Below are 25,844 nucleotides of genomic sequence, written 5' to 3' on the forward strand. Positions count from 1 at the left end.
TCACGGTGGCGGCCAATTGATGGCCGCCAACAGTTAAGACTAGCCAAGAATCGAGAAGGTGCGATGACATGGGTCAGCTGAAGGCGCTGTGTTGCCTGATTCGCGGGTGAACCCGCTCCCACAGTTACTGCACATGCCCGAAGCAAAGCGCTATTCCTGTTGCAGCGGGCGTGCCCGCGAACACCGGCAACGCCCGGCCATCCACCACCGGCCGATCAGCAAAGCGGCAGGTTGCGCACCACGTTCAGCGCCGCACTGCTCTGGGCCACCGGCATGATCTCGATGGTATTGATGTTCACATGCGCCGGCTGCTCGGCAATCCAGGCCACCGTGGCCGCGATGTCCTCGGGCAGGATGGCCTCCACGTCCCGATACAGCGCCTGCACGGCATCCAGATCACCGTTCAGGCGCACCACCGAGAAATCGGTCCCCGAGCACAGCCCAGGCTCGATGTTGCTCACTCGCACGCGGGTGCCCGCCAGGTCGGCGCGCAGGTTGAGGCTGAACTGGCGAACGAAGGCCTTGCTGGCGCCATACACGTTACCGCCCGGGTAGGGATAGGTGCCGGCGATCGAGCCGATATTGATGATCATGCCGCTGTCAGCTTCCACCATCTGCGGCAGGATCTTGTGGGTGACCATGGCCAGGCCAGTGATGTTGGTGTCGATCATCCGCTGCCAGTTTTCCGCACTACTGGCCTGGGCACGGTCCACGCCCAGCGCCAGCCCGGCATTATTGACCAGCAGGTCGACCTGCAGTGACGCATCACTAATCTGCTCGACCGCCTTCTCGAGCGACACCGGGTCGGTGACATCCAGCGCCAGCGGAATGAAATTGACGCCTAGCTCGGCGGCCAGCGCTTGCAGCTTGTCCATGCGCCGGGCGCCACCGATCACGCGGTAGCCTTTGCCGATCAAGGTACGGCAGATGGCGCGGCCAAAGCCCGAGGAGGCGCCGGTTACGAATGCAGTTTTCATCAGTTGTCTCCTATGGAAGGGTCAGGCCAGGTACTTAACGCCCAGGCTGGTGAACAGGCAGAGCATCGAGAACACCAGCGCCTTGCGCACCACTTCGTTGCCCTTGCGCAGGGCCAGTGCACTGCCAAGGTGGTTGCCGAGGATGTTGCAGGCCACCAGCGGCACCGCCAGCAGGTAGACGACCTTGCCGGCAATGACGAAGGCCACCAAAGCGCCGATGTTGGATGCGAAGTTGAAGGTTTTTGAATTGGCCGAGCTGGAGACCAGGTCCATGCGCAGCAGGTAGTGGAACGCGATGATGAACATGCTGCCGGTACCCGGGCCGAAGAAGCCGTCGTAGAAGCCGATGGCCAGACAGGTCAGCGGTACCACGGTGAAGAGCATGCGCGATGACAGTTCGCGCTCCTCGACCGGGCGGTCCTTGGGGGTGAGGAAGATGAGGATGCCGAAGGGGATCAGCGCCAGGATGATCTTGCCCACAGCTTCCTGGGAGATCGAGACGATCAGGTGCGCTCCCAGGTAGGCACCGAGCAACGAGAATGGCACGCCGACCAGCGCCACCTGCCAGACCATCTTGCTGTTGGCCAGGAAGTTGCGAATGGCTGCCAGTGTGCCAACGGTACTGACCAGTTTTTCCTGGCCGAGGGCAACCTGCGGTGGCATGCCGACCAGCAGAAAGCCCGGCACCAGGAACAACCCGCCGCCACCGGCAATGCTGTCTACGAAGCCGGCAACGAAAGCGATAGCCCCAAGCATGAGCACCGCCAGCAACCAGTGTTCCGCCCAGAAAGCGCCCAGAATTTCCATAGCGAAGTCCATCCAGTGGAGTGTCCTGCCAAGCACAACGCAAATGTGCATGTCCCAATCAGCGCGATGATTGTAATTACAACAATTGAATCGATGCAATATCGAATTAAATCGACTCAATGGCGAAGATTGCCATCATTACCCGCATCTTGGCTTTCATGTTAGGCTGCGCGCAATTGCAGAATCTGGTGCCATTTCCATGTGGGTCCCTCAATACGGCGATCAAACCCAGCCGGTTTACCTGATGATCGCTAATGCCCTTGAACAGGACATCGAAAGTGGTCGGCTTGCAGCAGGCGATCGTTTGCCCACCCTCAAAGACCTTGCCGAGGCACTGAATGTAACCCCCGGCACAGTTGGAAGAGCCTACGACGAAGCCGCCAAGCGCGGCCTGGTGGTTGGAGAGGTAGGCCGTGGCACATTTGTCAGGCAGTTGCGACAGCGGTTATCCGCCCCGTCGGTGCACACACCAGCTACTGGCGAAAGCAGCCAGATCGATCTCTCGATCATCAAACCCAACGACGCCCACATGAGTGAGTGGCTGGGTGCGGCGATCAGCGAGCTGGCCACCTCTGCGGACCTGGGACAGGTACTCGACTATGTGACAGAAGGTGGTCACACCTCCCACAAACAAGCAGGTGCAGACTGGATTCGGCGCTGGCTGCCTGGCGCGCGCTGGCAACAAGTTGTACTGACCTCTGGCGCCCAGCATGGACTATTGGTGGCCATAAGCAGCCTGTCGAAGAGCGACGATGTGGTGCTGTGCGAATCGTTCTGCTACCCAGGCATCATCTCCCTGGCCCACAGCATGGGCCGCCGCCTGCGTGGCGTGGCCATGGACGAGCATGGCCTTATTCCCGAGGCATTGCGCGCGGCCTGCCTGGAGCATCGCCCTTCCCTGTTGGTGTGTGTCACCACCCACCAGAACCCCACCAACTCGATCATGCCCCACGCACGGCGCCAGGCCATCGCAGAGATCGCCCGCGAGTTCGACCTGTTCATCGTCGATGACGATATCTACGGCTTCCTTGAACCCGCACCGGATTACCAGCCACTGGCGGCGTACGCGCCAGAACGTTCGGTGTATCTCACCAGCCTGTCCAAAAGTGTGCTGCCGGCGCTGCGTATCGGTTACCTGTACGCCCCACCGCAAACCCTCTCGCGGCTATCGTCGATGGTACGCAGCAGCGTCTGGATGCCATCGCCGTTGATGGCACAACTGGCCAGCAACCTGATCAACAGCGGCATGGCCGACCAGTTGGTGCGAGAACAACAGGAAGAGGCTGCCGCGCGCCAGCAAATGGCCCAGGAGATCCTTGGCAAGTACAAGATCCGCAGCCAGCCCAACAGCTTCCACATCTGGCTGGAGTTGCCCGAGCCGTGGACCAGCGACGAATTCGCCAACCTGGCGCGTAACAACGGCGTCACTGTAGTCAGTGGCAGCCAGTTCCTGCCAGAGCGCAGCCACGCCAGCTGCGGCGTGCGCATCGCCTTGATGGCCCCCAGCCGTCAGGAGTTGGGCTTTGCCCTGACCAAGCTGGTCAGCCTGCTGGACTCGCCAGAGCCACGGTTGTTCTATTGATCAGGCTCGCTATTGGAGTGGCAGTCGGTACCAATTCATTCTCGGGCAAGCCCGCCCACAAAAAGGTACGCGGCACCGCCCATAAAAAAACCCAGAGCAACTGCCCTGGGTTTCTGGTCTTGCCAGACGCCTAACCGTTCTGATCAGAACGGAATATCGTCATCGAAGCTGTCGAAGTCAGCCGCCGGCTGCGGGGCTGGCTGCTGCGGGGCCGGGCGCTGAGGAGCCTGTTGCGGGCGCGGGGCCTGCTGGCGTGGGGCCTGGTTGTACTGCTGCGGCTGGCCGCCACCGTAGTTGCCGCCACCCTGGTTGTACGGGTCACCGCCCTGCTGCTGGTTCTGCGGGCGGCCGCCGAGCAGCTGCATGGTGCCGTTGATGTCGACGATGATCTCGGTGGTGTAGCGCTTGATGCCGTCTTTTTCCCACTCGCGGGTCTGCAGCTTGCCTTCGATGTAGCACTGCGAACCTTTGCGCAGATATTCGCCGGCGATTTCGGCAACCTTGCCGAACAGCGACACACGGTGCCACTCGGTACGCTCGACCTTCTGGCCCGACTGCTTGTCGGTCCACTGCTCGCTGGTAGCCAGGCTCAGGTTGGTCACGGCGTTACCGTTGGGCAGGTAGCGGACTTCGGGATCCTGGCCACAGGTGCCGACCAGAATGACTTTGTTAACCCCACGGGCCATAACGTTCTCCTAGGCTTCGCACGCCGAAGAGGCCGGGTTTACCAGGCGCTCGAGGGTCGTACGGTCCAAAATTTTCGTATCCAGTTTGATATAGATGGCGGCTTCTTCCGCCACCACGACGGCGTCGGTCACACCTGGCACAGCCATCAGGCGCTCGGTCAGGCCGGCTTCCCGGACTGCCTCTGGCGTCAGCGGCATGCGCAGGCTGGTCACATAGGGCGGCTCGTTCATGCGCAAGGCGACGACCAACCAGATGGCACACAGTACCGCACAACCGAGGAACACCATGTTCAGCCCGCCGTGCTGGAACAACCAGCCACCGAGGATTCCTCCCAGGGCAGCGCCGAGGAACTGGCTGGTGGAGTAGACCCCCATTGCCGTCCCCTTGCCACCTGCAGGCGACACCTTGCTCACCAGCGAAGGCAGCGATGCCTCCAGCAGGTTGAATGCAGTAAAGAATACCACGGTGCCGATCACCAGTCCGCGCAAACCGTCAGCCCACTGCCAGAAGAACACCTCCACCAGCAGCAACACACTGACCGCCCCGGCCAGCACGCGTTTCATCTTGCGCTTTTTTTCGCCATAGATGATGAACGGGACCATTGCAAAAAATGAGATGAACAACGCGGTCAGGTACACCCACCAGTGCTGTTCCTTCGGAAGACCGCCGCGCTCGACAAAGGCCAGTGGCAATGCGACGAAGCTGGCCATGAGGATGGCGTGGAGGATGAAGATGCCCACATCCAGGCGCAGAAGGTCCGGATGGCGCAGGGTCGGGCCGATGGCCTGGCGCGCCACACCCGACTCACGGTGCTGCAGGATGCTGTGGGTATTGGGCACCACAAAGGCGATCAGCAGGATGCCGACCAGGGCAAGTCCTGCCGTGGCGAGGAACAATCCTGACAAGCCAAAGGCACGAGTCAGCAATGGGCCGACGACCATGGCGACGGCAAACGAAAGGCCGATGCTCATGCCGATCATGGCCATGGCCTTGGTCCGGTGCTGCTCGCGGGTGAGGTCGGACAGCAGCGCCATGACCGCAGCGGAAATCGCCCCGGCACCCTGCAGGATACGCCCGGCAATCACACCCCAGATGGAGTCGGCCTGGGCCGCCAATACACTGCCCAGGGCAAAGATGACCAGCCCCAGGTAAATCACAGGCCGGCGGCCGATGCGATCGGAAATCATCCCGAACGGGATCTGCAATACGGCCTGGGTCAGGCCATAGGCACCAATGGCCAGGCCGATCAGCGCAGGCGTGGCACCGGCCAGGTCCATGCCGTAGGTGGCCAGCACCGGCAAGACCATGAACATGCCCAGCATACGAAAGGCAAAGACCAGGGCCAGGCCGCCAGCGGCGCGGGTTTCGCCGCCACTCATACGCTCGTTGTGGGTGTCGTGCATGGATTAACCTCGTGTGAACCGGCGGCGATTCTATCAGTCCGACAGCTTGACGGCATCTACGCGACGCTTTGCCGCGTAATGGCAGGGCGCCGTATACTTCCTTGTTTATGCCCGCCGAGCGAGGCCGCAGTGGACAAGATCCTGATTCGTGGGGCACGTACCCACAACCTGAAGAACATCGACCTGACCCTGCCCCGGGACAAGCTGATCGTGATCACCGGCCTATCCGGTTCCGGCAAGTCGTCCCTGGCGTTCGACACTCTGTACGCCGAAGGCCAGCGCCGCTATGTGGAATCGCTGTCGGCCTACGCCCGGCAGTTCCTGTCGATGATGGAAAAGCCCGACGTCGACACCATCGAAGGCCTGTCGCCGGCCATTTCCATCGAGCAGAAGTCGACCTCGCACAACCCCCGCTCCACGGTCGGCACCATCACCGAAATCTACGACTATCTGCGCCTGCTGTACGCTCGCGTGGGTACCCCACGCTGCCCGGATCACGATATCCCGCTGGAAGCGCAAACGATCAGCCAGATGGTCGACCTGGTGCTGGAGCGACCGGAAGGCAGCAAGCTGATGCTGCTGGCGCCGGTGGTGCGCGAGCGCAAGGGCGAGCACCTGGCGGTGTTCGACGAGCTGCGGGCCCAGGGCTTTGTGCGTGCCCGGGTCAACGGCAAGCTCTACGAGCTCGACGAACTGCCCAAGCTGGACAAGCAGAAAAAACACAGCATCGATGTGGTGGTGGACCGTTTCAAGGTCCGCGCCGACCTGCAACAGCGCCTGGCCGAGTCGTTCGAGACCGCGCTCAAGCTGGCCGACGGCATAGCCCTGGTCGCGCCGATGGATGACGAGCCCGGCGAAGAGACGATCTTCTCCGCGCGTTTCGCCTGCCCGGTCTGTGGCCATGCCATCAGCGAGCTGGAGCCGAAGCTGTTCTCCTTCAACAACCCCGCCGGCGCCTGCCCGACCTGCGATGGCCTGGGGGTGAAGCAGTTCTTCGACACCAAGCGCCTGGTCAATGCCGAGCTCACCTTGGCCGAAGGCGCGATCCGCGGCTGGGACCGGCGCAACGTGTACTACTTCCAGATGCTCGGCTCGCTGGCCGCGCATTATGGCTTCAGCCTGGAGGAACCATTCGGCCAGCTTTCGGCCGAGCACCAGAAGGTGATCCTGCAGGGCAGCGGCAAGCAGAGCGTCGACTTCAAGTACCTCAACGACCGTGGCGACATCGTCAAGCGCTCGCACCCGTTCGAAGGCATCGTGCCGAACCTGGAGCGTCGCTACCGCGAGACCGAGTCGGCCACCGTGCGCGAAGAACTGGCCAAGTTCCTCGGCACCCAGCCGTGCCCCGATTGCCGCGGCACCCGCCTGCGCCGTGAGGCAAGGCATGTGTGGGTGGGCGAAAAAACGCTACCGGCAGTGACCAACCTGCCGATCGGTGAAGCCAGCAACTACTTCGGCGAGCTGACTCTGACCGGACGCCGTGGCGAGATTGCGGCGAAGATCCTCAAGGAAATCTGCGAGCGCCTGCAGTTCCTGGTGAACGTCGGTCTCGACTATCTCACCCTGGACCGCAGCGCTGATACCCTGTCCGGTGGCGAAGCGCAGCGTATCCGCCTGGCCAGCCAGATCGGTGCTGGCCTGGTGGGAGTGATGTACATCCTCGATGAGCCGTCCATCGGCCTTCATCAGCGTGACAACGACCGCCTGCTGGCCACCCTCAATCACCTGCGCGACCTGGGCAACACGGTGATCGTGGTGGAACACGACGAGGACGCCATTCGCCTGGCCGACTACGTGGTGGACATCGGCCCTGGGGCCGGCGTGCACGGCGGTCAGATCGTCGCCGAGGGGTCGCCGCAGGAGGTCATGGAGCACCCCGACTCGCTGACCGGCAAGTACCTGTCAGGGCGAAAGAAGATCGTAGTGCCGGCCAAGCGCACGCCGCGCAACAAGAAGCTGCAACTCAAGCTCAAGGGCGCGCGTGGCAACAACCTGCAAAACGTCGACCTTGAAATCCCGATCGGCCTGCTGACCTGCGTGACGGGGGTGTCCGGTTCGGGCAAGTCGACATTGATCAACAACACCCTGTTCCCACTGGCCGCGACCGCCCTGAATGGCTCAAGCAGCCTGGAAGCGGCGCCGCATGCCAGCATGGATGGCCTGCAGCACCTGGACAAGGTAGTGGACATCGACCAGAGCCCGATCGGCCGCACCCCTCGCTCGAACCCGGCGACCTACACCGGCATCTTCACGCCGATCCGCGAGCTGTTCTCCGGTGTGCCGGAATCGCGTTCGCGCGGCTATGGTCCGGGGCGTTTCTCGTTCAACGTCAAGGGAGGCCGTTGCGAGGCCTGCCAGGGCGATGGCCTGATCAAGGTGGAGATGCACTTCCTGCCGGACATCTATGTGCCGTGCGACGTGTGCAAGAGCAAGCGCTACAACCGCGAAACCCTGGAGATCAAGTACAAGGGCAAGAACATCCACGAGGTGCTGGAAATGACCATCGAGGATGCCCGCGAGTTCTTCGACGCAGTGCCGGCGCTGGCGCGCAAGCTGCAGACGTTGATGGATGTGGGGCTGTCATACATCAAGCTGGGCCAGTCGGCGACCACGCTGTCGGGCGGTGAGGCACAGCGAGTGAAGCTGTCGCGCGAACTGTCCAAGCGTGACACCGGCAAGACCCTGTACATCCTCGACGAGCCGACCACGGGCCTGCACTTTGCCGATATTCAGCAGTTGCTGGACGTGCTGCATCGCCTGCGCGACCACGGCAATACCGTGGTGGTGATCGAGCACAACCTGGATGTGATCAAGACCGCGGATTGGCTGGTGGATCTGGGGCCGGAGGGTGGCTCGAAAGGCGGGCAGATCATCGCCTGCGGTACGCCGGAAGAACTGAGTACGATGAAGCAGTCGTATACCGGGCACTACCTGAAACCGTTGCTGGAGCGGGATCGGGCGTAAGGCCTCGGGGGGCGCTTTGCGCCCCTTTCGCGACACAAGGCCGCTCCTACAGGCGATCGCGTAATCTCTGGATTGACGCGATCAAATGTAGGAGCGGCCTTGTGTCGCGATAGGGCTGCAAAGCAGCCCCAGGCTTTTACATCTGCGACTGCAGGTAATTCTCCAGGCCAATGGCCTTGATCAGCCCCTGCTGCTTCTCCAGCCAGTAGGTGTGATCTTCTTCGGTATCAGCCAACTGTGCGCGCAGGATATCGCGGCTGATGTAGTCCTTGTGCAGTTCGCACAGTTCGATGCCTTTGCACAGCGCGCCGCGTACCTTGTACTCGAGCTTGAGGTCGGCCTCGATCATTTCCGGCACGGTGCTGCCCACTTCCAGGTCATCCGCGCGCATGTCAGGGGTGCCTTCGAGCATGAGGATGCGACGCATCAGGGCATCGGCGTGCTGCGTCTCTTCTTCCATTTCGTGGTTGATGCGCTCGTAGAGCTTGGACAGGCCCCAGTCTTCGTACATACGCGAGTGAATGAAGTACTGGTCGCGAGCCGCCAGTTCGCCCTTCAGCAGCGTAACGAGGTAGTTGATTACGTCCGGGTGACCTTGCATCGCCCTGCTTCTCCATGTGAAAACGTCTATGCCATATAGTGTGAACCAGCTTTTGCCTGCGGTCACTGAAAAACCGCGCAATTAGAAGCAAAAAATCGGTTAAACAGTAGTGATATTCATTGAAAAACCGCCCAAATGAGGGCGGTTCTTCTTATCACTTCGACTTAGGCGAGATTGATGCCCAAGGCCTTGGCAACCCCTTCGCCATAGGCCGGATCGGCCTTGAAGAAGTATTGCAGCTGACGCCGGATCACGTCTTCGCTGACGCCTGCCATGGTGCCGGCAATGTTGTTTATCAGCAGGGCTTTCTGCTCATCGTTCATCAGGCGGAACAGCGCGCCGGTGTGGCTGTAGTAGTCGGTGTCCTCGCGGTGGTCGTAGCGGTCTGCCGAACCATTCAGGGCCAGTGCAGGCTCGGCGTGGCTTGGCGACTGCTTCGGCGCATCGCTGTAGCTGTTGGGCTCATAGTTCGGCGCGCTGCCGTAAGTAGCAGTGGCCATGGAACCATCACGCTGGTAGCTGTTGACCGGGCAGCGTGGTGCGTTCACCGGCAGTTGCTGATGGTTGGTGCCCACCCGGTAGCGGTGCGCGTCGGCGTAGGCGAATACCCGCCCTTGCAGCATGCGGTCCGGCGACAGGCCAACACCCGGCACCATGTTGCTCGGGCCAAACGCAGCCTGCTCGACCTCGGCAAAGTAGTTGAGCGGGTTACGGTTGAGCTCCAGCACGCCCACTTCAATCAGCGGGTAGACCTTCTGCGACCAGGTCTTGGTCACGTCGAAGGGGTTTTCGTCGCGGCTGGCAGCCTCGGCCTCGCTCATCACCTGGATGCATACGGTCCAGCGTGGGTAATCGCCCCGCTCGATGGCTTCGAACAGGTCGCGCTGGGCGTAGTCCGGGTCAGTACCTGCCAGGCGCGCAGCATCTGCCGGTGCGAGGTTCTTGATGCCTTGCTGGGTCTTGAAGTGCCATTTGACCCAGGTGCGTTCACCCTTGGCATTGATCAGGCTGTAGGTATGGCTACCGAAGCCGTGCATGTGGCGGTAGCCGTCCGGAATGCCGCGATCGGAGAACAGAATGGTGACCTGATGCAGCGCCTCGGGAGAGTGTGACCAGAAGTCCCACATCATCTGAGCGTTCTTCAGGTTGGATTGTGGGTGACGCTTCTGGGTGTGGATAAAGTCCGGGAACTTCAGTGGGTCACGGATGAAGAACACCGGCGTGTTGTTGCCGACGATGTCCCAGTTACCTTCCTCGGTGTAGAACTTGACGGCAAAACCACGGGGATCGCGCTCGGTATCAGCGGAGCCACGCTCACCACCAACGGTGGAGAAGCGCAGGAAGGTTTCGGTCTGCTTGCCAACCTGTTCAAACAACTTGGCACTGGTGTAACCGGTGATATCGCGGGTGACGGTAAAGGTGCCGTAGGCGCCCGAGCCTTTTGCGTGTACGCGGCGCTCAGGAATGTTCTCGCGATTGAAGTGGGCGAGCTTCTCGATCAGGTGGAAGTCGTCGAGCAGCAGCGGGCCGCGCGGGCCGGCGGAACGGGAATTCTGGTTGTCTGCTACAGGTGCACCGCTGGCGGTGGTGAGAATCTTGCTCATGGGCTCTCCTTATCGGTCTTCAAGCGCCGGCTAATCGGCTCTGGAGAGAGTATTGACGAGCAAGGTTACAAGAACAAATGCATTACATGACTTGAATCAATAGAAATAAACAATACATCTTGAAACAAAAAACCGGGCACTAGGCCCGGTTCTTTGTAGCAGACAGAACGTCTTACTCAGCAGCTTCTACAGCACCGCCGACCGGACGATCAACCAGCTCGACGTACGCCATAGGAGCGTTGTCGCCAGCGCGGAAACCGCACTTCAGGATGCGCAGGTAGCCGCCCTGACGGGTGGCGTAACGCTTGCCCAGGTCGTTGAACAGCTTGCCAACAGCGGACTTCGAACGGGTACGATCGAAGGCCAGACGGCGGTTAGCTACGCTGTCTTCCTTGGCCAGGGTGATCAGCGGCTCGGCAACGCGGCGCAGTTCCTTGGCTTTCGGCAGGGTGGTTTTGATCAGCTCGTGCTCGATCAGCGACACTGCCATGTTCTGGAACATAGCCTTGCGGTGAGAGCTGGTACGGCTCAGGTGACGTCCACTTTTACGATGACGCATGATTCATTCCTTACCAAACACTACGTTCGGTGATTACGACGATCAGGCGGTCGCCTTGTCGTCTTTCTTAAGACTTGCAGGCGGCCAGTTGTCGAGGCGCATGCCGAGAGACAGACCACGAGAGGCCAGGACGTCCTTGATTTCAGTCAGGGACTTCTTGCCCAGGTTAGGAGTCTTCAACAGCTCTACTTCGGTACGCTGAATCAGGTCGCCGATGTAGTAGATGTTCTCCGCCTTGAGGCAGTTGGCCGAACGTACAGTCAGTTCCAGGTCGTCAACAGGACGCAGCAGGATCGGATCGATCTCGTCTTCCTGCTCGACTACGACAGGCTCGCTGTCACCTTTGAGGTCGACGAACGCGGCCAGCTGCTGTTGCAGGATGGTCGCAGCGCGGCGGATAGCCTCTTCAGGATCCAGGGTGCCGTTGGTTTCCAGATCAATGACCAGCTTGTCCAGGTTGGTACGCTGTTCAACACGGGCGTTCTCGACCACATAGGCGATACGACGCACCGGGCTGAACGAAGCGTCCAACTGCAGACGGCCAATGCTACGGCTTTCGTCTTCGTCGGTTTGACGGGAGTCGGCCGGCTCGTAACCACGACCACGAGCTACAGTGAGCTTCATGTTCAGGGCGCCGTTCGACGCCAGGTTCGCGATTACGTGATCGGGGTTGACGATCTCGACATCGTGATCCAGCTGAATATCGGCAGCGGTAACCACCCCCGAACCCTTTTTCGACAAGGTCAGCGTAACTTCGTCACGACCGTGCAGTTTGATAGCCAGGCCTTTCAGGTTCAACAGGATTTCAATGACATCTTCCTGAACACCTTCGATCGCGGAGTACTCGTGGAGTACGCCGTCGATCTCGGCCTCGACTACTGCACAGCCAGGCATGGAGGACAACAGGATGCGGCGCAGCGCGTTGCCCAGGGTATGGCCGAAACCACGCTCGAGAGGCTCGAGCGTAATCTTGGCGCGGGTCGGACTGACTACCTGCACATCAATGTGGCGGGGAGTCAGGAACTCATTTACCGAAATCTGCATGGATGCACCTATTTTCTAGCCCTTACTTGGAGTAGAGCTCGACAATCAGGTTCTCGTTGATGTCGGCAGACAGGTCGCTGCGAGCAGGAACGTTCTTGAAAACGCCCGACTTTTTAGCAGCATCCACGTCAACCCACTCAACGCGGCCACGCTGGGCGCACAGTTCAAGGGCTTGAACAATGCGCAGCTGGTTCAGCGACTTCTCGCGAACCGCGACCACGTCACCCGGACGAACTTGGTAGGATGGAATGTTTACAGTCTTACCGTTGACGCTGATCGCTTTGTGCGAAACCAGCTGACGGGACTCGGAACGAGTCGAGCCGAAGCCCATACGGTAGACGACGTTATCCAGACGGCACTCGAGCAGTTGCAGCAGGTTCTCACCGGTTGCGCCTTTTTTCGAGGCTGCAGCCTGGTAGTAACCGCGGAACTGACGCTCCAGAACACCGTAGATACGACGAACTTTTTGCTTCTCGCGCAGCTGGGTACCGTAGTCGGACTGACGGCCACGGCGCTGGCCGTGGATACCTGGGGCTGCTTCGATGTTGCACTTCGATTCCAGAGCGCGAACGCCGCTCTTCAGGAACAGGTCAGTGCCTTCACGACGAGACAGTTTGCATTTTGGACCAATGTAACGTGCCATTTATCTGTCTCCTGATTACACGCGACGCTTCTTCGGCGGACGGCACCCGTTGTGCGGGATTGGCGTCACGTCGGTGATGCTGGCGATCTTGTAGCCGCAGCTGTTCAGTGCACGAACGGCGGACTCACGACCTGGACCTGGACCCTTGACGTTTACGTCGAGGTTCTTCAGACCGTATTCCAGCGCAGCTTGACCAGCACGCTCAGCAGCGATCTGTGCTGCGAACGGGGTGGATTTGCGCGAACCACGGAAACCCGAACCACCGGAGGTCGCCCAGGACAAAGCGTTGCCCTGACGGTCGGTGATGGTCACGATGGTGTTGTTGAAAGAGGCATGGATGTGGGCGATGCCATCAACCACTGTCTTTTTGACTTTCTTACGAGGACGAGCAGCAGGTTTTGCCATGTCTATATTCCTGGGCGATTACTTGCGGATCGGCTTACGCGGGCCCTTACGGGTGCGTGCGTTGGTCTTGGTGCGCTGACCGCGAACCGGCAGACCTTTACGATGACGCAGGCCGCGGTAGCAACCCAGGTCCATCAAGCGCTTGATCTTCATGTTGATGTCACGACGCAGGTCACCTTCGGTGGTGAACTTCGCGACTTCGCCACGCAGGGTTTCGATTTGCTCGTCGCTCAGATCCTTGATCTTAGCGGCTGGGTTTACACCAGCGTCTGCACAGATCTTCTGTGCAGTAGTGCGACCGACACCATAGATGTAGGTCAGCGAGATAACAGCATGCTTGTTATCTGGAATGTTGACGCCTGCAATACGGGCCATTCAGTGGGACTCCAATTGACAGCTACCTACGCCCCGGAAGCCAAGAAATAGGGCGCGAGATAATATCGCTGTAGAAACGAATAATCAACCCAGCAGCACACTAGCTGCTGGGTTTGAAGCGCAGATCACACTCAGCCTTGGCGCTGTTTGTGACGCGGTTCCGCGCTGCAGATCACTCGTACGACGCCTTCGCGACGGATGATCTTGCAGTTACGGCACAGCTTTTTCACCGATGCACGAACTTTCATTACCGACTCCTCGAACCTTAGGGGCGTATCAGCGCAGCAGACCGCTGCCACCGTAGCCTTTCAGGTTGGCTTTCTTCATCAGGGATTCGTACTGGTGCGAAACGAGGTGCGATTGTACTTGGGACATGAAGTCCATCACAACCACTACCACAATCAGCAACGAGGTCCCGCCAAGGTAGAACGGCACATTTGCTGCCACCACCAGGAACTGGGGCAGAAGGCAGACGGCCATCATGTAAAGAGCACCGAACATGGTCAGACGGGTCAGAACGCCATCAATGTAGCGTGCCGACTGCTCACCAGGACGGATACCCGGAATAAAGGCACCGGACTTCTTCAGGTTTTCCGCTACGTCTTTCGGGTTGAACATCAGCGCTGTGTAGAAGAAGCAGAAGAAAATGATCCCTGCACTAAACAGCAGAATGTTCAACGGCTGACCAGGAGCGATCGACTGCGAGATGTCCTGCAGCCAGCCCATACCTTCGGACTGACCGAACCAGGCACCCAGCGAAGCCGGGAACAGCAGAATGCTGCTCGCGAAAATGGCCGGGATAACCCCCGCCATGTTCACCTTCAGCGGCAAGTGGCTGGTCTGCGCAGCGAAGACCTTGCGGCCCTGCTGACGCTTGGCGTAGTGAACGGCGATACGACGCTGACCACGCTCAATGAACACCACAAAACCGATAATCGCTACTGCCAGCAAACCGATAGCGACCAGGGCGAAAATGTTGATATCGCCTGTGCGCGCAGACTCGAAAGACTGCCCGATTGCTCTCGGAAGACCGGCAACGATACCCGCGAAGATCAACATCGAGATACCGTTGCCCACACCGCGCTCGGTGATCTGCTCGCCCAGCCACATCATGAACATCGCGCCTGCCACGAAGGTGGAGACGGCAACGACATGGAAGCCCAGGCCTACAGAAAACGCAACGCCCTGGTTGGCCAGGCCAATGGACATGCCAATGGCTTGAACCAGTGCCAGGATAACGGTGCCGTAGCGGGTGTACTGGCTGATCTTGCGACGGCCAGCTTCACCTTCCTTCTTCAACTGTTCCAGTTGCGGGCTGACCGCCGTCATCAGCTGCATGATGATCGATGCCGAGATGTACGGCATGATCCCCAGTGCAAAGATGCTCATGCGCTCAAGCGCGCCACCGGAAAACATGTTGAACAAGCTAAGAATGGTCCCCTCATTCTGCCGAAACAGATCCGCCAGACGGTCTGGATTGATGCCAGGAACCGGGATATGCGCACCTATCCGATAGACGATGATCGCCATAAACAGAAAGCGCAGACGAGCCCAGAGTTCCGACATCCCGCCCTTACCGAGCGAAGAGAGAGCACCTTGCTTAGCCATTTATTCCTCGAACTTGCCGCCAGCTGCTTCGATAGCCGCACGCGCACCCTTGGTGGCTGCGATACCCTTGATGGTGACTGCGCGAGTGACTTCGCCAGACAGCATGATTTTCACGCGCTGTACGTTCTGGCCGATCACGTTGGCATCCTTCAGGGATTGCACGGAGATCACGTCGCCTTCCACCTTGGCCAGCTCGGACAGACGCACTTCGGCGCGGTCCATGGCTTTCAGGGAAACGAAGCCGAACTTCGGCAGACGACGGTGCAGCGGCTGTTGACCGCCTTCGAAGCCAGGAGCGATCGAACCACCCGAACGGGAAGTCTGACCTTTGTGGCCACGGCCGCCGGTCTTGCCCAGACCGCTACCGATACCACGACCTGGACGATGCTTCTCGCGACGGGAACCCGGCGCTGGACTCAGATCATTGAGTTTCATCGATTAACCCTCGACCTTCAGCATGTAGTAAGCCTTGTTGATCATCCCGCGGTTTTCGGGAGTATCCTGGACTTCTACAGTGTGACCGATGCGACGCAGACCCAGGCCCTTAACGCACAGCTTGTGGTTAGGCAGACGGCCCGAGACGCTCTTGATCAGCGTTACTTTTACGGTTGCCATGATCAGAAGATCTCCTCGACGCTCTTGCCGCGCTTGGCAGCAATGGATTCAGGAGATTGCATGGCTTTCAGACCCTTGAAGGTGGCGTAAACCACGTTCACAGGGTTGGTCGAACCGTAGCACTTGGCCAGAACGTTCTGAACACCAGCAACTTCCAGGACAGCACGCATTGCGCCACCGGCGATGATACCGGTACCTTCCGAGGCAGGCTGCATGTAAACCTTCGAGGCGCCGTGGGCAGCCTTGGTGGCGTACTGCAGGGTGGTGCCCTTCAGGTCAACCTGGATCATGTTGCGGCGAGCAGCTTCCATGGCTTTCTGGATCGCGGCAGGTACTTCGCGCGATTTGCCACGGCCGAAGCCAACACGGCCCTTACCATCACCTACCACGGTCAGCGCGGTGAAGGTGAAGATACGGCCGCCTTTTACGGTTTTGGCAACGCGGTTAACTTGAACCAGCTTCTCGATGTAGCCTTCGTCGCGCTTTTGATCGTTATTTGCCATAACTTAGAACTCCAGCCCGCCTTCACGAGCAGCATCGGCCAGCGCTTTGACGCGGCCATGGTACTTGAAGCCGGAACGGTCAAAGGCAACTTGAGATACACCGGCGGCTTTCGCACGCTCAGCTACCAGCTTGCCAACCTTAGTGGCCGCGTCGATGTTGCCAGTGGCGCCATCACGCAGTTCTTTGTCCAAGGTCGAGGCGCTTGCCAGAACCTTGCTGCCGTCGGCCGAAATGACCTGGGCGTAGATGTGCTGCGAGGAGCGGAACACGCACAGGCGCACGACTTCGAGTTCGTGCATCTTGAGACGTGCTTTGCGAGCGCGACGCAGTCGAGTAACTTTTTTGTCGGTCATTTGCTAGGCCCTACTTCTTCTTGGCTTCTTTACGACGGACTACTTCGTCCGCGTAACGCACACCCTTGCCTTTGTAAGGCTCTGGCGGACGGAAGTCGCGGATTTCAGCGGCCACCTGACCCACCAGCTGCTTGTCGATACCCTTGATCAGGATGTCGGTCTGGCTTGGGGTTTCAGCGGTGATACCGGCTGGCAGTTCGTAGTCCACTGGGTGCGAGAAGCCCAGGGCCAGGTTCAGGACGGTGCCCTTGGCCTGTGCCTTGTAACCAACACCGACCAGCTGGAGCTTGCGCTCGAAGCCTTGGCTTACGCCCTGGACCATGTTGTTCACCAGAGCGCGGGTGGTACCGGCCATGGCGCGAGCTTGCTGGTCACCGTTACGAGCGACGAAACGCAGCTCGCCAGACTCTTCGGTAACTTCAACAGACGAGTGAACGTTCAGTTCGAGAGTGCCTTTGGCACCCTTCACCGAAAGCTGCTGACCGGCGAATTTGACTTCGACGCCTGCTGGCAGCTTAACGGGGTTCTTAGCGACGCGAGACATGCCTATCTCCCCTTAGAACACTGTGCACAGAACTTCGCCGCCGACACCGGCAGCGCGCGCAGCGCGATCAGTCATCACACCTTTGTTGGTGGAGACGATAGACACGCCCAGACCGCCACGTACTTTCGGCAGTTCTGCGACGGACTTGTACTGGCGCAGGCCTGGACGGCTGGAGCGCTTCAGTTCCTCGATGACCGGACGGCCTTCGAAGTACTTCAGTTCGATCGACAGGGAAGGCTTGGCCTCACCAGTTACCTGGTAGCCGGCGATGTAACCTTCGTCTTTCAGAACTTTGGCAACCGCGACCTTCAGGGTGGAGGAAGGCATGCTTACGACGGACTTTTCAGCCATCTGGGCATTACGGATGCGAGTTAGCATGTCCGCTAACGGGTCCTGCATACTCATGGGCTAGATGCTCCTGATACAAGAATTATTAGCCTTGCGGCTATCACAACCACCCGAGCGGACAGGGCAAAAAACCCAGGCTCAGGTGAGCCGGTCATTCTAGACACAAGGTAGAAACGAAACAAGCCCCATATAGGGGCTTGTTTGTTGGCGAGGTCACCGGCGGTCGGAAGATTGCTCCCCTTCCGCCGGGATCCAGCCTGCTGCGATTACCAGGAGGCCTTGACCAGACCTGGTACGTCACCGCGCATTGCAGCTTGACGCAGCATGTTACGGCCCAGGCCGAACTTACGGTATACACCGTGAGGACGACCGGTCAGGCGGCAACGGTTGCGCAGACGCGAAGCGCTGGCATCACGTGGCTGCTTCTGCAGGGCGACAACGGCAGCGAAACGCTCTTCAGGAGAGGCGTTCAGGTTGACGATGGTCGCTTTCAGCTCGGCACGCTTTTTGGCGTACTTGGCTACCGTGAGCTGACGCTTCAGCTCGCGGTTTTTCATGCTCTTCTTGGCCATTTTCCTACTCCAATCAGTTGCGGAACGGGAACTTGAAAGCACGCAGCAGAGCGCGGCCTTCGTCGTCCGAACGAGCAGTGGTGGTCAGGGTGATGTCCAAACCGCGCAGAGCATCGATCTTGTCGTAGTCGATTTCCGGGAAGATGATCTGCTCTTTCACGCCCATGCTGTAGTTGCCACGGCCATCGAAGGACTTGGCATTCAGGCCGCGGAAGTCGCGAACCCGAGGCAGGGAGATCGCCAGCAGGCGGTCCAGGAATTCGTACATCTTGTCGCGACGCAGGGTCACCTTGACACCGATCGGCCAGCCTTCACGGACTTTGAAGCCCGCGATGGATTTACGAGCGAAAGTCACGACCGGCTTTTGACCGGTGATCTTTTCCAGGTCGGCAACAGCGTGCTCGATGACTTTCTTGTCGCCGATCGCTTCGCCCAGACCCATGTTCAGGGTGATCTTGGTAACGCGCGGAACTTCCATCACGTTCGACAGCTTAAGTTCTTCCTTAAGCTTAGGAGCGATTTCGTTCCGGTAAATCTCTTTCAGTCGTGCCATGGTCTTCTACCTAGCAGTGTTCAAGCATCAACCGCTTTTTGGGTCGACTTGAAGACACGAATTTTTTTACCGTCTTCTACTTTGAAACCAACGCGGTCAGCCTTGTTGGTTTCGCCGTTGAAGATGGCAACGTTGGAAGCGTGCAGAGGCGCTTCTTTTTCGACGATACCGCCCTGTACGCCCGCCATCGGGTTAGGCTTGGTATGACGCTTGACCAGGTTCACACCACCAACAACCAGACGGTTGTCAGCCAGAACCTTCAGCACCTTACCGCGCTTACCTTTGTCTTTGCCGGCGATCACGATGATCTCGTCGTCACGACGAATCTTTTGCATGTCGGATCTCCTTACAGCACTTCAGGGGCGAGCGAGACGATCTTCATGAACTTCTCGGTACGAAGTTCACGGGTCACTGGCCCGAAGATGCGAGTGCCGATCGGCTCTTGCTTGTTGTTCAGCAGAACAGCAGCGTTGCCGTCGAAACGAATGATGGAACCGTCAGCGCGACGAACACCGTGACGGGTGCGCACGACAACAGCAGTCATCACTTGGCCTTTCTTGACCTTACCGCGCGGAATTGCTTCCTTGACGGTTACCTTGATGATGTCACCGATGCCGGCGTAACGGCGGTGCGAACCACCGAGCACCTTGATGCACATGACGCGACGAGCGCCGCTGTTATCGGCCACATCGAGCATGGATTGAGTCTGAATCATAAAATTTCTCCGACCCCTAGCCCTTAGACTTCAACAGCGCGTTCGAGGACTTCAACCAGTGCCCAGGACTTGGTCTTGGCCAGCGGACGGGTTTCACGGATGGAAACCTTGTCGCCGATCTTGCACTGGTTGGCTTCGTCGTGCGCGTGCAGCTTAGTCGAACGCTTAACGTATTTACCGTAGATCGGGTGCTTTACGCGACGCTCGATCAGAACGGTGATGGTCTTGTCCATTTTGTCGCTGACGACACGGCCAGTCAGCGTACGGACGGTTTTTTCAGCTTCAGCCATGATCACTTACCTGCCTGCTGGTTGAGCACAGTTTTCACGCGAGCGATGTCACGCTTAACTTGCGAGAGCAGGTGCGACTGCCCCAACTGGCCAGTTGCTTTCTGCATACGCAGATTGAACTGGTCGCGCAGCAAGCCGAGCAGTTGCTCATTCAGTTGCTGTGCCGATTTTTCACGAAGTTCATTCGCTTTCATCACATCACCGTCCGCTTAACAAAGGAGGTGGCGAGAGGCAGCTTTGCAGCAGCCAGGGCGAAAGCTTCGCGCGCCAGCTCTTCAGAAACACCCTCGATTTCATACAGGACTTTGCCTGGCTGAATCTGGGCAACCCAGTATTCCACGGAACCCTTACCTTTACCCATACGAACCTCGAGAGGCTTCTTGGAGATCGGCTTGTCCGGGAACACACGGATCCAGATCTTACCGCCACGTTTTACGTGACGGGTCAGCGCACGACGTGCGGACTCGATCTGGCGAGCGGTGAGGCGACCGCGAGCAACAGCTTTCAGGGCGAATTCGCCGAAGCTGACTTTGCTACCGCGCAGTGCCAGACCACGGTTGTGGCCAGTCATCTGCTTGCGGAATTTTGTACGCTTTGGTTGCAACATTTGGCGTACCCCTTACTTAGCAGCTTTTTTACGAGGCGCTGGTGCTTGTGGTTTCAGTTCTTCTTGGCGACCACCAATAACTTCGCCTTTGAAGATCCAAACCTTCACACCGATCACACCGTAAGTGGTGTGAGCTTCGTAGGTGTTGTAGTCGATATCGGCACGCAGGGTGTGCAGAGGCACACGACCTTCGCGATACCACTCGGTACGAGCAATCTCAGCACCGCCGAGACGACCGCTCACCTGGATCTTGATGCCCTTGGCACCAATACGCATGGCGTTCTGTACGGCGCGCTTCATGGCGCGACGGAACATTACGCGGCGCTCCAGCTGCTGAGCTACGCTCTGCGCAACCAGCATAGCGTCGAGTTCCGGCTTGCGGATCTCTTCGATGTTGATGTGCACAGGCACACCCATCTGCTTGGTCAGGTCCTGACGCAGCTTCTCGACATCTTCACCTTTCTTACCGATAACGATACCGGGACGAGCGGTGTGGATGGTGATGCGTGCAGTTTGAGCCGGACGATGAATATCGATACGGCTTACGGACGCGCTTTTTAGTTTGTCTTGGAGGTACTCACGCGTTTTCAGATCCTTCAACAGGTAATCTGCGTAAGTAGCACCGTCTGCGTACCAGACGGAGGTGTGCTCCTTGACGATTCCCAGGCGAATGCCAGTGGGATGTACTTTCTGACCCATCTGATCGACTCCGTTACTTGTCCGCAACCTTGACAGTGATATGGCAAGACCGCTTGACGATGCGATCAGCACGGCCTTTGGCACGTGGCATGATGCGCTTCAGCGAACGCCCTTCGTTGACGAAGACGGTGGAGACCTTCAGGTCATCAACGTCTGCGCCTTCGTTGTGTTCGGCGTTGGCAACGGCCGACTCGAGGACTTTCTTCATGATTTCAGCGGCTTTTTTGCTGCTGAAGGCCAACAGGTTGAGCGCTTCGCCCACCTTCTTCCCGCGGATCTGGTCGGCGACCAAGCGGGCTTTCTGGGCGGAGATGCGAGCGCCCGACAACTTAGCGGCTACTTCCATTTCCTTACCCCTTAACGCTTGGCTTTCTTGTCAGCCACGTGCCCGCGATAGGTGCGGGTACCGGCGAACTCGCCCAGTTTGTGGCCGACCATGTCTTCGTTCACCAGAACTGGGACATGTTGACGACCGTTGTGTACCGCGATGGTCAGACCGACCATTTGTGGCAGGATCATCGAACGGCGCGACCAGGTTTTAACTGGCTTGCGATCGTTCTTCTCCACCGCCACTTCGACCTTCTTCAGCAGGTGAAGATCGATAAAAGGACCTTTTTTCAGAGAACGTGGCACTGTCGTATCCCTCTAGTTACTTGCGACGACGGACGATCATGTTGTCGGTACGCTTATTACCACGGGTCTTCGCACCCTTGGTTGGGAAGCCCCATGGCGATACCGGATGACGACCACCGGAGGTACGACCTTCACCACCACCATGTGGGTGGTCAACCGGGTTCATGGCAACACCACGAACGGTTGGGCGAACGCCGCGCCAGCGTTTGGCACCAGCTTTACCCAGCGAACGCAGGCTGTGCTCGGAGTTCGAGACTTCGCCCAGGGTCGCACGGCACTCAGCCAGTACTTTACGCATCTCACCGGAACGCAGACGCAGAGTCACGTAGACGCCTTCACGAGCGATCAGCTGAGCCGAAGCACCAGCGGAACGAGCGATCTGAGCACCTTTACCCGGCTTCAGTTCGATGCCGTGAATGGTGCTACCTACTGGGATATTGCGCAGCTGCAGGGAGTTACCGGCCTTGATTGGGGCCAGGGCACCTGCGATCAGCTGGTCACCAGCGCTCACGCCTTTAGGGGCGATGATGTAGCGACGCTCACCGTCTGCGTAGCACAGCAGGGCGATGTGAGCAGTACGGTTCGGGTCGTATTCGATACGCTCGACAGTGGCTGGAATGCCATCTTTGTCGTTGCGACGGAAGTCGACCAGACGGTAATGCTGCTTATGACCACCACCAACGTGACGAGTGGTGATGCGGCCATTGTTGTTACGACCACCAGACTTCGATTTTTTCTCGATCAGCGGTGCGTGAGGAGCGCCTTTGTGCAGCTCCTGGTTGACCACCTTGACCACGAAACGGCGGCCAGGGGAAGTCGGTTTGCATTTAACGATTGCCATGATGCACCCCTTCCTTACTCAGCACTGCTGCTGAAATCGAGATCTTGGCCTGGCTGAAGGGAGACGATCGCCTTCTTCCAGTCATTACGCTTGCCCAGACCACGTGCGGTACGCTTGGTTTTACCCAGAACGTTAACAGTCGACACGTTTTCAACCTTTACGTTGAACAGGCCTTCGACAGCTTTCTTGATTTCCAGCTTGGTTGCATCGGTAGCAACCTTGAATACGAACTGGCCTTTTTTCTCAGCCAGAACGGTAGCCTTCTCGGAAACGTGCGGGCCAAGGAGGACTTTGAATACGCGTTCCTGGTTCATCCCAGCAGCTCCTCGAATTTCTTCACGGCCGAGACAGTGATCAACACTTTCTCGTATGCGATCAGACTGACCGGGTCGGAACCTTGTACGTCACGTACGTCAACGTGCGGCAGGTTGCGAGCAGCCAGGTACAGGTTCTGATCAACAGCGTCGGAAACGATCAGTACGTCGTTCAGACCCATGCCGTTCAGCTTGTTCAGCAGATCTTTGGTTTTCGGTGCTTCAACAGCGAAGTCCTGAACCACGACCAGACGGTCGCTACGCACCAGCTCAGCGAGGATGGAGCGCAGGGCTGCGCGGTACATCTTCTTGTTGAGCTTCTGCGAGTGATCTTGAGGGCGAGCTGCGAAGGTTACACCACCGCCACGCCAGATCGGACCACGAGTGGTACCAGCACGAGCACGGCCAGTACCCTTCTGACGCCATGGGCGCTTACCGCCACCAGCCACGTCGGAACGGGTCTTCTGCTGCTTGGTGCCCTGACGGCCGCCGGCCATGTAGGCCACGACTGCTTGGTGTACCAGCGTCTCGTTGAATTCGCCACCGAAAGTCAGTTCGGAAACTTCGATCGCCTGAGCGTCATTTACATTGAGTTGCATGTCAGTTTCCCCTTAACCGCGAGCCTTGACAGCTGGACGTACAACCACGTCGCCGCCAGTAGCGCCTGGAACGGCACCCTTGACCAGCAGCAGGTTGCGTTCAGCGTCTACGCGAACTACTTCCAGGGACTGAACAGTCACGCGCTCGGCGCCCATGTGACCGGACATTTTCTTGCCCTTGAACACACGACCAGGAGTCTGGCACTGGCCGATGGAACCTGGGACACGGTGCGACACGGAGTTACCGTGGGTGTTGTCCTGGCCACGGAAGTTCCAGCGCTTGATGGTACCGGCGAAGCCTTTACCTTTGGACTGACCAGTAACGTCTACCAGCTGGCCTGCAGTGAAGAGTTCAGCTTTGATCAGATCGCCAGCCTGGAAATCGCCTTCTTCAAGACGGAACTCCCAGACACCGCGACCAGCGGCAACGTTGGCCTTGGCGAAGTGGCCTGCCTGAGCGGCAGTCACGCGCGAAGCACGACGCTCGCCGACAGTGACTTGCACTGCACGGTAGCCATCGGTTTCTTCAGTTTTGAACTGGGTGACGCGATTCGGCTCGATCTCGATGACCGTGACCGGAATGGAGACACCTTCTTCGGTGAAAATGCGGGTCATACCGCACTTGCGACCGATTACACCAATAGTCATGTTGTAAACCTCATGAGTGTACGGGGCTTTCACCCGCTATGGCCGCCCATTTCAGAGCGTTACACGACCAGACCGAAGTCTTAGCCGAGGCTGATCTGTACTTCCACACCTGCCGCCAGATCAAGCTTCATCAGCGCATCAACGGTTTTATCCGTTGGCTGGACGATGTCCAGAACACGCTTATGAGTGCGGATCTCGTACTGGTCACGCGCGTCTTTGTTGACGTGCGGGGAAACCAGAACGGTGAAACGCTCTTTGCGGGTAGGCAGTGGAATTGGACCACGCACTTGTGCACCAGTACGTTTCGCGGTTTCCACGATTTCCTGGGTGGATTGGTCGATCAGGCGATGGTCGAAAGCCTTCAACCTGATACGGATTTGCTGATTTTGCATTGGATTTCAGACTCCAGGCTGTTCCCAACGGACGCACTACGCCCGCTAAAAGGAGGCGTGATTCTATAGACGCCCCCATTTAGTGTCAACCCAATAAAAAAAACCCCCGCTGAGCGGGGGTTTTTTCAATCGGTCGAGTGATTACTCGATGATTTTTGCTACGACGCCGGCGCCGACGGTACGACCGCCTTCACGGATAGCGAAGCGCAGACCGTCTTCCATTGCGATGGTCTTGATCAGGGTGACAGTCATCTGAATGTTGTCACCTGGCATTACCATTTCAACGCCTTCCGGCAGTTCGCAGTTACCGGTCACGTCAGTGGTACGGAAGTAGAACTGAGGACGGTAGCCTTTGAAGAACGGAGTGTGACGACCGCCTTCTTCCTTCGACAGAACGTAGACTTCTGCGGTGAACTTGGTGTGCGGCTTGACCGAACCTGGCTTGACCAGAACCTGGCCACGCTCAACGTCGTCACGCTTGGTACCACGCAGCAGAACGCCGCAGTTCTCGCCAGCACGACCTTCGTCCAGCAGCTTGCGGAACATCTCAACACCGGTGCAGGTGGTGGTGGTGGTGTCACGCAGACCAACGATTTCCAGCGGATCCTGAACGCGGACGATACCACGCTCGATACGACCGGTAACAACGGTACCACGACCCGAGATCGAGAATACGTCTTCGATCGGCATCAGGAACGGCTGGTCAACGGCACGAACTGGCTCAGGGATGTAGGCATCCAGAGTTTCTACCAGCTTCTTGACAGCGGTAGTACCCATTTCGTTGTCGTCTTTGCCTTCCAGGGCCATACGAGCCGAACCGATGATGATCGGGGTATCGTCGCCTGGGAAGTCGTAGGTGGACAGCAGGTCGCGAACTTCCATCTCGACCAGTTCCAGCAGCTCGGCGTCGTCTACCAGGTCAGCCTTGTTCAGGAAGACCACGATGTAAGGAACGCCTACCTGACGGGACAGCAGGATGTGCTCACGGGTTTGTGGCATCGGACCATCGGCGGCCGAGCAAACCAGGATCGCGCCGTCCATCTGGGCAGCACCGGTGATCATGTTCTTCACGTAGTCAGCGTGACCTGGGCAGTCAACGTGAGCGTAGTGACGAATGTTCGAGTTGTACTCGACGTGAGCGGTGTTGATGGTGATACCGCGCGCTTTTTCTTCCGGAGCCGAGTCGATCTTGTCGAACTCAACGACTGCCGAACCGAAAACTTCGGAGCAGACGCGAGTCAGAGCTGCGGTCAGAGTGGTCTTACCGTGGTCAACGTGGCCGATGGTGCCGACGTTAACGTGGGGAAGGGAACGATCAAATTTTTCTTTAGCCACGACAGTGAACCTCTTGCCTAAAG

General features: G+C 58.5%; 37 protein-coding genes. 2 read left to right on the forward strand and 35 right to left on the reverse strand.

Features of this window, described 5'->3' with window-relative positions; genetic code table 11:
- Positions 1-215: 215 nt before the first annotated feature.
- Both IMX18_RS21875 and IMX18_RS21880 read right to left on the reverse strand, forming a co-directional pair.
- Entirely contained in the window at positions 216-977 is a 762-nt protein-coding gene (locus IMX18_RS21875) for an SDR family NAD(P)-dependent oxidoreductase (protein WP_015268755.1), read from the reverse strand.
- Positions 978-998: 21 nt separating this feature from the next.
- Complete coding sequence (locus tag IMX18_RS21880; protein ID WP_043935263.1) at positions 999-1,784, reverse strand: sulfite exporter TauE/SafE family protein; 786 nt, start codon at positions 1,782-1,784, stop codon at positions 999-1,001.
- Between the two features lie 199 nt (positions 1,785-1,983).
- Here IMX18_RS21880 and IMX18_RS21885 point away from each other — a divergent pair, with 199 nt between their 5' ends.
- Entirely contained in the window at positions 1,984-3,366 is a 1,383-nt protein-coding gene (locus IMX18_RS21885) for an aminotransferase-like domain-containing protein (protein WP_100413300.1), read from the forward strand.
- Positions 3,367-3,509: 143 nt separating this feature from the next.
- Here IMX18_RS21885 and IMX18_RS21890 read toward each other — a convergent pair whose 3' ends face one another.
- Positions 3,510-4,052 carry a single-stranded DNA-binding protein gene (locus IMX18_RS21890; protein WP_013970644.1) on the reverse strand — a complete coding sequence of 181 codons (543 nt, stop codon included), beginning with the start codon at positions 4,050-4,052 and terminating at the stop codon, positions 3,510-3,512.
- Positions 4,053-4,061: 9 nt separating this feature from the next.
- Positions 4,062-5,456 carry an MFS transporter gene (locus IMX18_RS21895; RefSeq protein WP_015268752.1) on the reverse strand — a complete coding sequence of 465 codons (1,395 nt, stop codon included), beginning with the start codon at positions 5,454-5,456 and terminating at the stop codon, positions 4,062-4,064.
- Between the two features lie 129 nt (positions 5,457-5,585).
- On the opposite strand from IMX18_RS21895, the gene uvrA reads away from it, so the two are divergent.
- Positions 5,586-8,420, forward strand: a complete 2,835-nt coding sequence (gene uvrA, locus IMX18_RS21900; RefSeq protein WP_013970642.1) for an excinuclease ABC subunit UvrA — start codon at positions 5,586-5,588, stop codon at positions 8,418-8,420.
- Between the two features lie 136 nt (positions 8,421-8,556).
- Here the strand turns inward: uvrA and bfr are convergent, their stop codons facing one another.
- The 31 genes from bfr to tuf all read right to left on the reverse strand — a co-directional run bounded on the left by bfr (position 8,557) and on the right by tuf (position 25,821).
- Positions 8,557-9,021 (reverse strand): bacterioferritin, encoded by a 465-nt coding sequence (gene bfr / locus IMX18_RS21905; protein WP_003257116.1) that lies wholly within the window; start codon positions 9,019-9,021, stop codon positions 8,557-8,559.
- Positions 9,022-9,185: 164 nt separating this feature from the next.
- Complete coding sequence (locus IMX18_RS21910; protein ID WP_217190814.1) at positions 9,186-10,625, reverse strand: catalase; 1,440 nt, start codon at positions 10,623-10,625, stop codon at positions 9,186-9,188.
- 172 nt (positions 10,626-10,797) lie between these two features.
- Entirely contained in the window at positions 10,798-11,184 is a 387-nt protein-coding gene (gene rplQ / locus IMX18_RS21915) for a 50S ribosomal protein L17 (protein ID WP_003255451.1), read from the reverse strand.
- 42 nt (positions 11,185-11,226) lie between these two features.
- On the reverse strand, positions 11,227-12,228 hold the full coding sequence (locus IMX18_RS21920) for a DNA-directed RNA polymerase subunit alpha (RefSeq protein WP_003255452.1): 1,002 nt from the start codon (positions 12,226-12,228) through the stop codon (positions 11,227-11,229).
- Positions 12,229-12,250: 22 nt separating this feature from the next.
- Positions 12,251-12,871, reverse strand: a complete 621-nt coding sequence (gene rpsD, locus IMX18_RS21925) for a 30S ribosomal protein S4 (protein ID WP_003257114.1) — start codon at positions 12,869-12,871, stop codon at positions 12,251-12,253.
- Between the two features lie 15 nt (positions 12,872-12,886).
- A complete protein-coding gene (gene rpsK / locus IMX18_RS21930; RefSeq protein ID WP_003255454.1) occupies positions 12,887-13,276 on the reverse strand; it encodes a 30S ribosomal protein S11 in 390 nt (129 codons plus the stop codon).
- 18 nt (positions 13,277-13,294) lie between these two features.
- Positions 13,295-13,651, reverse strand: coding sequence for a 30S ribosomal protein S13 (gene rpsM / locus IMX18_RS21935; protein WP_003257112.1), 357 nt, complete (start codon positions 13,649-13,651; stop codon positions 13,295-13,297).
- A gap of 131 nt (positions 13,652-13,782) precedes the next feature.
- On the reverse strand, positions 13,783-13,899 hold the full coding sequence (gene rpmJ / locus IMX18_RS21940; protein ID WP_002555468.1) for a 50S ribosomal protein L36: 117 nt from the start codon (positions 13,897-13,899) through the stop codon (positions 13,783-13,785).
- Positions 13,900-13,927: 28 nt separating this feature from the next.
- Positions 13,928-15,259, reverse strand: coding sequence for a preprotein translocase subunit SecY (secY, locus tag IMX18_RS21945; RefSeq protein WP_003257108.1), 1,332 nt, complete (start codon positions 15,257-15,259; stop codon positions 13,928-13,930).
- Positions 15,260-15,694 (reverse strand): 50S ribosomal protein L15, encoded by a 435-nt coding sequence (rplO, locus tag IMX18_RS21950; RefSeq protein ID WP_003257107.1) that lies wholly within the window; start codon positions 15,692-15,694, stop codon positions 15,260-15,262.
- 3 nt (positions 15,695-15,697) lie between these two features.
- The gene (rpmD, locus tag IMX18_RS21955) at positions 15,698-15,874 is read right to left on the reverse strand and encodes a 50S ribosomal protein L30 (protein ID WP_003255463.1); all 177 of its coding nucleotides are present in this window, start codon (positions 15,872-15,874) and stop codon (positions 15,698-15,700) included.
- A 2-nt stretch (positions 15,875-15,876) separates the two neighbouring features.
- A complete protein-coding gene (gene rpsE / locus IMX18_RS21960) occupies positions 15,877-16,377 on the reverse strand; it encodes a 30S ribosomal protein S5 (RefSeq protein WP_003255465.1) in 501 nt (166 codons plus the stop codon).
- Between the two features lie 3 nt (positions 16,378-16,380).
- Positions 16,381-16,731, reverse strand: a complete 351-nt coding sequence (gene rplR / locus IMX18_RS21965) for a 50S ribosomal protein L18 (protein ID WP_009397496.1) — start codon at positions 16,729-16,731, stop codon at positions 16,381-16,383.
- 10 nt (positions 16,732-16,741) lie between these two features.
- The gene (rplF, locus tag IMX18_RS21970; RefSeq protein WP_009681972.1) at positions 16,742-17,275 is read right to left on the reverse strand and encodes a 50S ribosomal protein L6; all 534 of its coding nucleotides are present in this window, start codon (positions 17,273-17,275) and stop codon (positions 16,742-16,744) included.
- A gap of 12 nt (positions 17,276-17,287) precedes the next feature.
- Positions 17,288-17,680, reverse strand: coding sequence for a 30S ribosomal protein S8 (rpsH, locus tag IMX18_RS21975; protein WP_009681971.1), 393 nt, complete (start codon positions 17,678-17,680; stop codon positions 17,288-17,290).
- A gap of 209 nt (positions 17,681-17,889) precedes the next feature.
- The gene (gene rpsN / locus IMX18_RS21980; RefSeq protein WP_013970638.1) at positions 17,890-18,195 is read right to left on the reverse strand and encodes a 30S ribosomal protein S14; all 306 of its coding nucleotides are present in this window, start codon (positions 18,193-18,195) and stop codon (positions 17,890-17,892) included.
- Between the two features lie 13 nt (positions 18,196-18,208).
- Complete coding sequence (gene rplE, locus IMX18_RS21985; RefSeq protein ID WP_003257095.1) at positions 18,209-18,748, reverse strand: 50S ribosomal protein L5; 540 nt, start codon at positions 18,746-18,748, stop codon at positions 18,209-18,211.
- A 20-nt stretch (positions 18,749-18,768) separates the two neighbouring features.
- A complete protein-coding gene (gene rplX, locus IMX18_RS21990; RefSeq protein WP_013970637.1) occupies positions 18,769-19,083 on the reverse strand; it encodes a 50S ribosomal protein L24 in 315 nt (104 codons plus the stop codon).
- A gap of 11 nt (positions 19,084-19,094) precedes the next feature.
- A complete protein-coding gene (rplN, locus tag IMX18_RS21995) occupies positions 19,095-19,463 on the reverse strand; it encodes a 50S ribosomal protein L14 (protein ID WP_002555479.1) in 369 nt (122 codons plus the stop codon).
- A 23-nt stretch (positions 19,464-19,486) separates the two neighbouring features.
- Entirely contained in the window at positions 19,487-19,753 is a 267-nt protein-coding gene (gene rpsQ / locus IMX18_RS22000; protein ID WP_003255478.1) for a 30S ribosomal protein S17, read from the reverse strand.
- A gap of 2 nt (positions 19,754-19,755) precedes the next feature.
- Positions 19,756-19,947, reverse strand: a complete 192-nt coding sequence (rpmC, locus tag IMX18_RS22005) for a 50S ribosomal protein L29 (RefSeq protein WP_002555481.1) — start codon at positions 19,945-19,947, stop codon at positions 19,756-19,758.
- Complete coding sequence (gene rplP, locus IMX18_RS22010; RefSeq protein WP_003255479.1) at positions 19,947-20,360, reverse strand: 50S ribosomal protein L16; 414 nt, start codon at positions 20,358-20,360, stop codon at positions 19,947-19,949. Before rplP ends, rpmC begins: the two co-directional genes overlap by 1 nt.
- 12 nt (positions 20,361-20,372) lie before the next feature.
- Positions 20,373-21,059 carry a 30S ribosomal protein S3 gene (gene rpsC / locus IMX18_RS22015; RefSeq protein ID WP_003255481.1) on the reverse strand — a complete coding sequence of 229 codons (687 nt, stop codon included), beginning with the start codon at positions 21,057-21,059 and terminating at the stop codon, positions 20,373-20,375.
- Positions 21,060-21,072: 13 nt separating this feature from the next.
- Positions 21,073-21,405, reverse strand: a complete 333-nt coding sequence (rplV, locus tag IMX18_RS22020; protein ID WP_003103908.1) for a 50S ribosomal protein L22 — start codon at positions 21,403-21,405, stop codon at positions 21,073-21,075.
- A gap of 11 nt (positions 21,406-21,416) precedes the next feature.
- The gene (rpsS, locus tag IMX18_RS22025; protein ID WP_003255482.1) at positions 21,417-21,692 is read right to left on the reverse strand and encodes a 30S ribosomal protein S19; all 276 of its coding nucleotides are present in this window, start codon (positions 21,690-21,692) and stop codon (positions 21,417-21,419) included.
- A gap of 16 nt (positions 21,693-21,708) precedes the next feature.
- The gene (gene rplB / locus IMX18_RS22030; protein WP_015268750.1) at positions 21,709-22,533 is read right to left on the reverse strand and encodes a 50S ribosomal protein L2; all 825 of its coding nucleotides are present in this window, start codon (positions 22,531-22,533) and stop codon (positions 21,709-21,711) included.
- Positions 22,534-22,547: 14 nt separating this feature from the next.
- Positions 22,548-22,847, reverse strand: a complete 300-nt coding sequence (gene rplW / locus IMX18_RS22035) for a 50S ribosomal protein L23 (protein ID WP_003255484.1) — start codon at positions 22,845-22,847, stop codon at positions 22,548-22,550.
- A complete protein-coding gene (gene rplD, locus IMX18_RS22040; protein WP_008089819.1) occupies positions 22,844-23,446 on the reverse strand; it encodes a 50S ribosomal protein L4 in 603 nt (200 codons plus the stop codon). Before rplD ends, rplW begins: the two co-directional genes overlap by 4 nt.
- A gap of 12 nt (positions 23,447-23,458) precedes the next feature.
- Entirely contained in the window at positions 23,459-24,094 is a 636-nt protein-coding gene (gene rplC / locus IMX18_RS22045; RefSeq protein WP_003257089.1) for a 50S ribosomal protein L3, read from the reverse strand.
- An 80-nt stretch (positions 24,095-24,174) separates the two neighbouring features.
- Positions 24,175-24,486, reverse strand: coding sequence for a 30S ribosomal protein S10 (gene rpsJ, locus IMX18_RS22050; RefSeq protein WP_003186070.1), 312 nt, complete (start codon positions 24,484-24,486; stop codon positions 24,175-24,177).
- Positions 24,487-24,627: 141 nt separating this feature from the next.
- Positions 24,628-25,821 (reverse strand): elongation factor Tu, encoded by a 1,194-nt coding sequence (gene tuf, locus IMX18_RS22055; RefSeq protein ID WP_013970626.1) that lies wholly within the window; start codon positions 25,819-25,821, stop codon positions 24,628-24,630.
- Positions 25,822-25,844 lie beyond the last annotated feature (23 nt).

The sequence above is a fragment of the Pseudomonas shirazica genome, from assembly GCF_015168335.1.
Lineage (GTDB): Bacteria > Pseudomonadota > Gammaproteobacteria > Pseudomonadales > Pseudomonadaceae > Aquipseudomonas > Aquipseudomonas asiatica.

Coding starts and splice junctions, on each gene's coding strand:
- IMX18_RS21875 (WP_015268755.1), bottom strand. CDS start 977: ATGAAAACTGCATTCGTAACCGGCGCCTCCTCGGGCTTTGGCCGCGCC.
- IMX18_RS21880 (WP_043935263.1), bottom strand. CDS start 1,784: ATGGAAATTCTGGGCGCTTTCTGGGCGGAACACTGGTTGCTGGCGGTG.
- IMX18_RS21885 (WP_100413300.1), top strand. CDS start 1,984: ATGTGGGTCCCTCAATACGGCGATCAAACCCAGCCGGTTTACCTGATG.
- IMX18_RS21890 (WP_013970644.1), bottom strand. CDS start 4,052: ATGGCCCGTGGGGTTAACAAAGTCATTCTGGTCGGCACCTGTGGCCAG.
- IMX18_RS21895 (WP_015268752.1), bottom strand. CDS start 5,456: ATGCACGACACCCACAACGAGCGTATGAGTGGCGGCGAAACCCGCGCC.
- bfr (WP_003257116.1), bottom strand. CDS start 9,021: ATGCAAGGTCACCCGGACGTAATCAACTACCTCGTTACGCTGCTGAAG.
- IMX18_RS21910 (WP_217190814.1), bottom strand. CDS start 10,625: ATGAGCAAGATTCTCACCACCGCCAGCGGTGCACCTGTAGCAGACAAC.
- rplQ (WP_003255451.1), bottom strand. CDS start 11,184: ATGCGTCATCGTAAAAGTGGACGTCACCTGAGCCGTACCAGCTCTCAC.
- IMX18_RS21920 (WP_003255452.1), bottom strand. CDS start 12,228: ATGCAGATTTCGGTAAATGAGTTCCTGACTCCCCGCCACATTGATGTG.
- rpsD (WP_003257114.1), bottom strand. CDS start 12,871: ATGGCACGTTACATTGGTCCAAAATGCAAACTGTCTCGTCGTGAAGGC.
- rpsK (WP_003255454.1), bottom strand. CDS start 13,276: ATGGCAAAACCTGCTGCTCGTCCTCGTAAGAAAGTCAAAAAGACAGTG.
- rpsM (WP_003257112.1), bottom strand. CDS start 13,651: ATGGCCCGTATTGCAGGCGTCAACATTCCAGATAACAAGCATGCTGTT.
- rpmJ (WP_002555468.1), bottom strand. CDS start 13,899: ATGAAAGTTCGTGCATCGGTGAAAAAGCTGTGCCGTAACTGCAAGATC.
- secY (WP_003257108.1), bottom strand. CDS start 15,259: ATGGCTAAGCAAGGTGCTCTCTCTTCGCTCGGTAAGGGCGGGATGTCG.
- rplO (WP_003257107.1), bottom strand. CDS start 15,694: ATGAAACTCAATGATCTGAGTCCAGCGCCGGGTTCCCGTCGCGAGAAG.
- rpmD (WP_003255463.1), bottom strand. CDS start 15,874: ATGGCAACCGTAAAAGTAACGCTGATCAAGAGCGTCTCGGGCCGTCTG.
- rpsE (WP_003255465.1), bottom strand. CDS start 16,377: ATGGCAAATAACGATCAAAAGCGCGACGAAGGCTACATCGAGAAGCTG.
- rplR (WP_009397496.1), bottom strand. CDS start 16,731: ATGACCGACAAAAAAGTTACTCGACTGCGTCGCGCTCGCAAAGCACGT.
- rplF (WP_009681972.1), bottom strand. CDS start 17,275: ATGTCTCGCGTCGCTAAGAACCCCGTTAAGCTGCCAGCAGGCGTCGAA.
- rpsH (WP_009681971.1), bottom strand. CDS start 17,680: ATGAGTATGCAGGACCCGTTAGCGGACATGCTAACTCGCATCCGTAAT.
- rpsN (WP_013970638.1), bottom strand. CDS start 18,195: ATGGCCAAGAAGAGCATGAAAAACCGCGAGCTGAAGCGTCAGCTCACG.
- rplE (WP_003257095.1), bottom strand. CDS start 18,748: ATGGCACGACTGAAAGAGATTTACCGGAACGAAATCGCTCCTAAGCTT.
- rplX (WP_013970637.1), bottom strand. CDS start 19,083: ATGCAAAAGATTCGTCGTGACGACGAGATCATCGTGATCGCCGGCAAA.
- rplN (WP_002555479.1), bottom strand. CDS start 19,463: ATGATTCAGACTCAATCCATGCTCGATGTGGCCGATAACAGCGGCGCT.
- rpsQ (WP_003255478.1), bottom strand. CDS start 19,753: ATGGCTGAAGCTGAAAAAACCGTCCGTACGCTGACTGGCCGTGTCGTC.
- rpmC (WP_002555481.1), bottom strand. CDS start 19,947: ATGAAAGCGAATGAACTTCGTGAAAAATCGGCACAGCAACTGAATGAG.
- rplP (WP_003255479.1), bottom strand. CDS start 20,360: ATGTTGCAACCAAAGCGTACAAAATTCCGCAAGCAGATGACTGGCCAC.
- rpsC (WP_003255481.1), bottom strand. CDS start 21,059: ATGGGTCAGAAAGTACATCCCACTGGCATTCGCCTGGGAATCGTCAAG.
- rplV (WP_003103908.1), bottom strand. CDS start 21,405: ATGGAAGTAGCCGCTAAGTTGTCGGGCGCTCGCATCTCCGCCCAGAAA.
- rplB (WP_015268750.1), bottom strand. CDS start 22,533: ATGGCAATCGTTAAATGCAAACCGACTTCCCCTGGCCGCCGTTTCGTG.
- rplW (WP_003255484.1), bottom strand. CDS start 22,847: ATGAACCAGGAACGCGTATTCAAAGTCCTCCTTGGCCCGCACGTTTCC.
- rplD (WP_008089819.1), bottom strand. CDS start 23,446: ATGCAACTCAATGTAAATGACGCTCAGGCGATCGAAGTTTCCGAACTG.
- rplC (WP_003257089.1), bottom strand. CDS start 24,094: ATGACTATTGGTGTAATCGGTCGCAAGTGCGGTATGACCCGCATTTTC.
- rpsJ (WP_003186070.1), bottom strand. CDS start 24,486: ATGCAAAATCAGCAAATCCGTATCAGGTTGAAGGCTTTCGACCATCGC.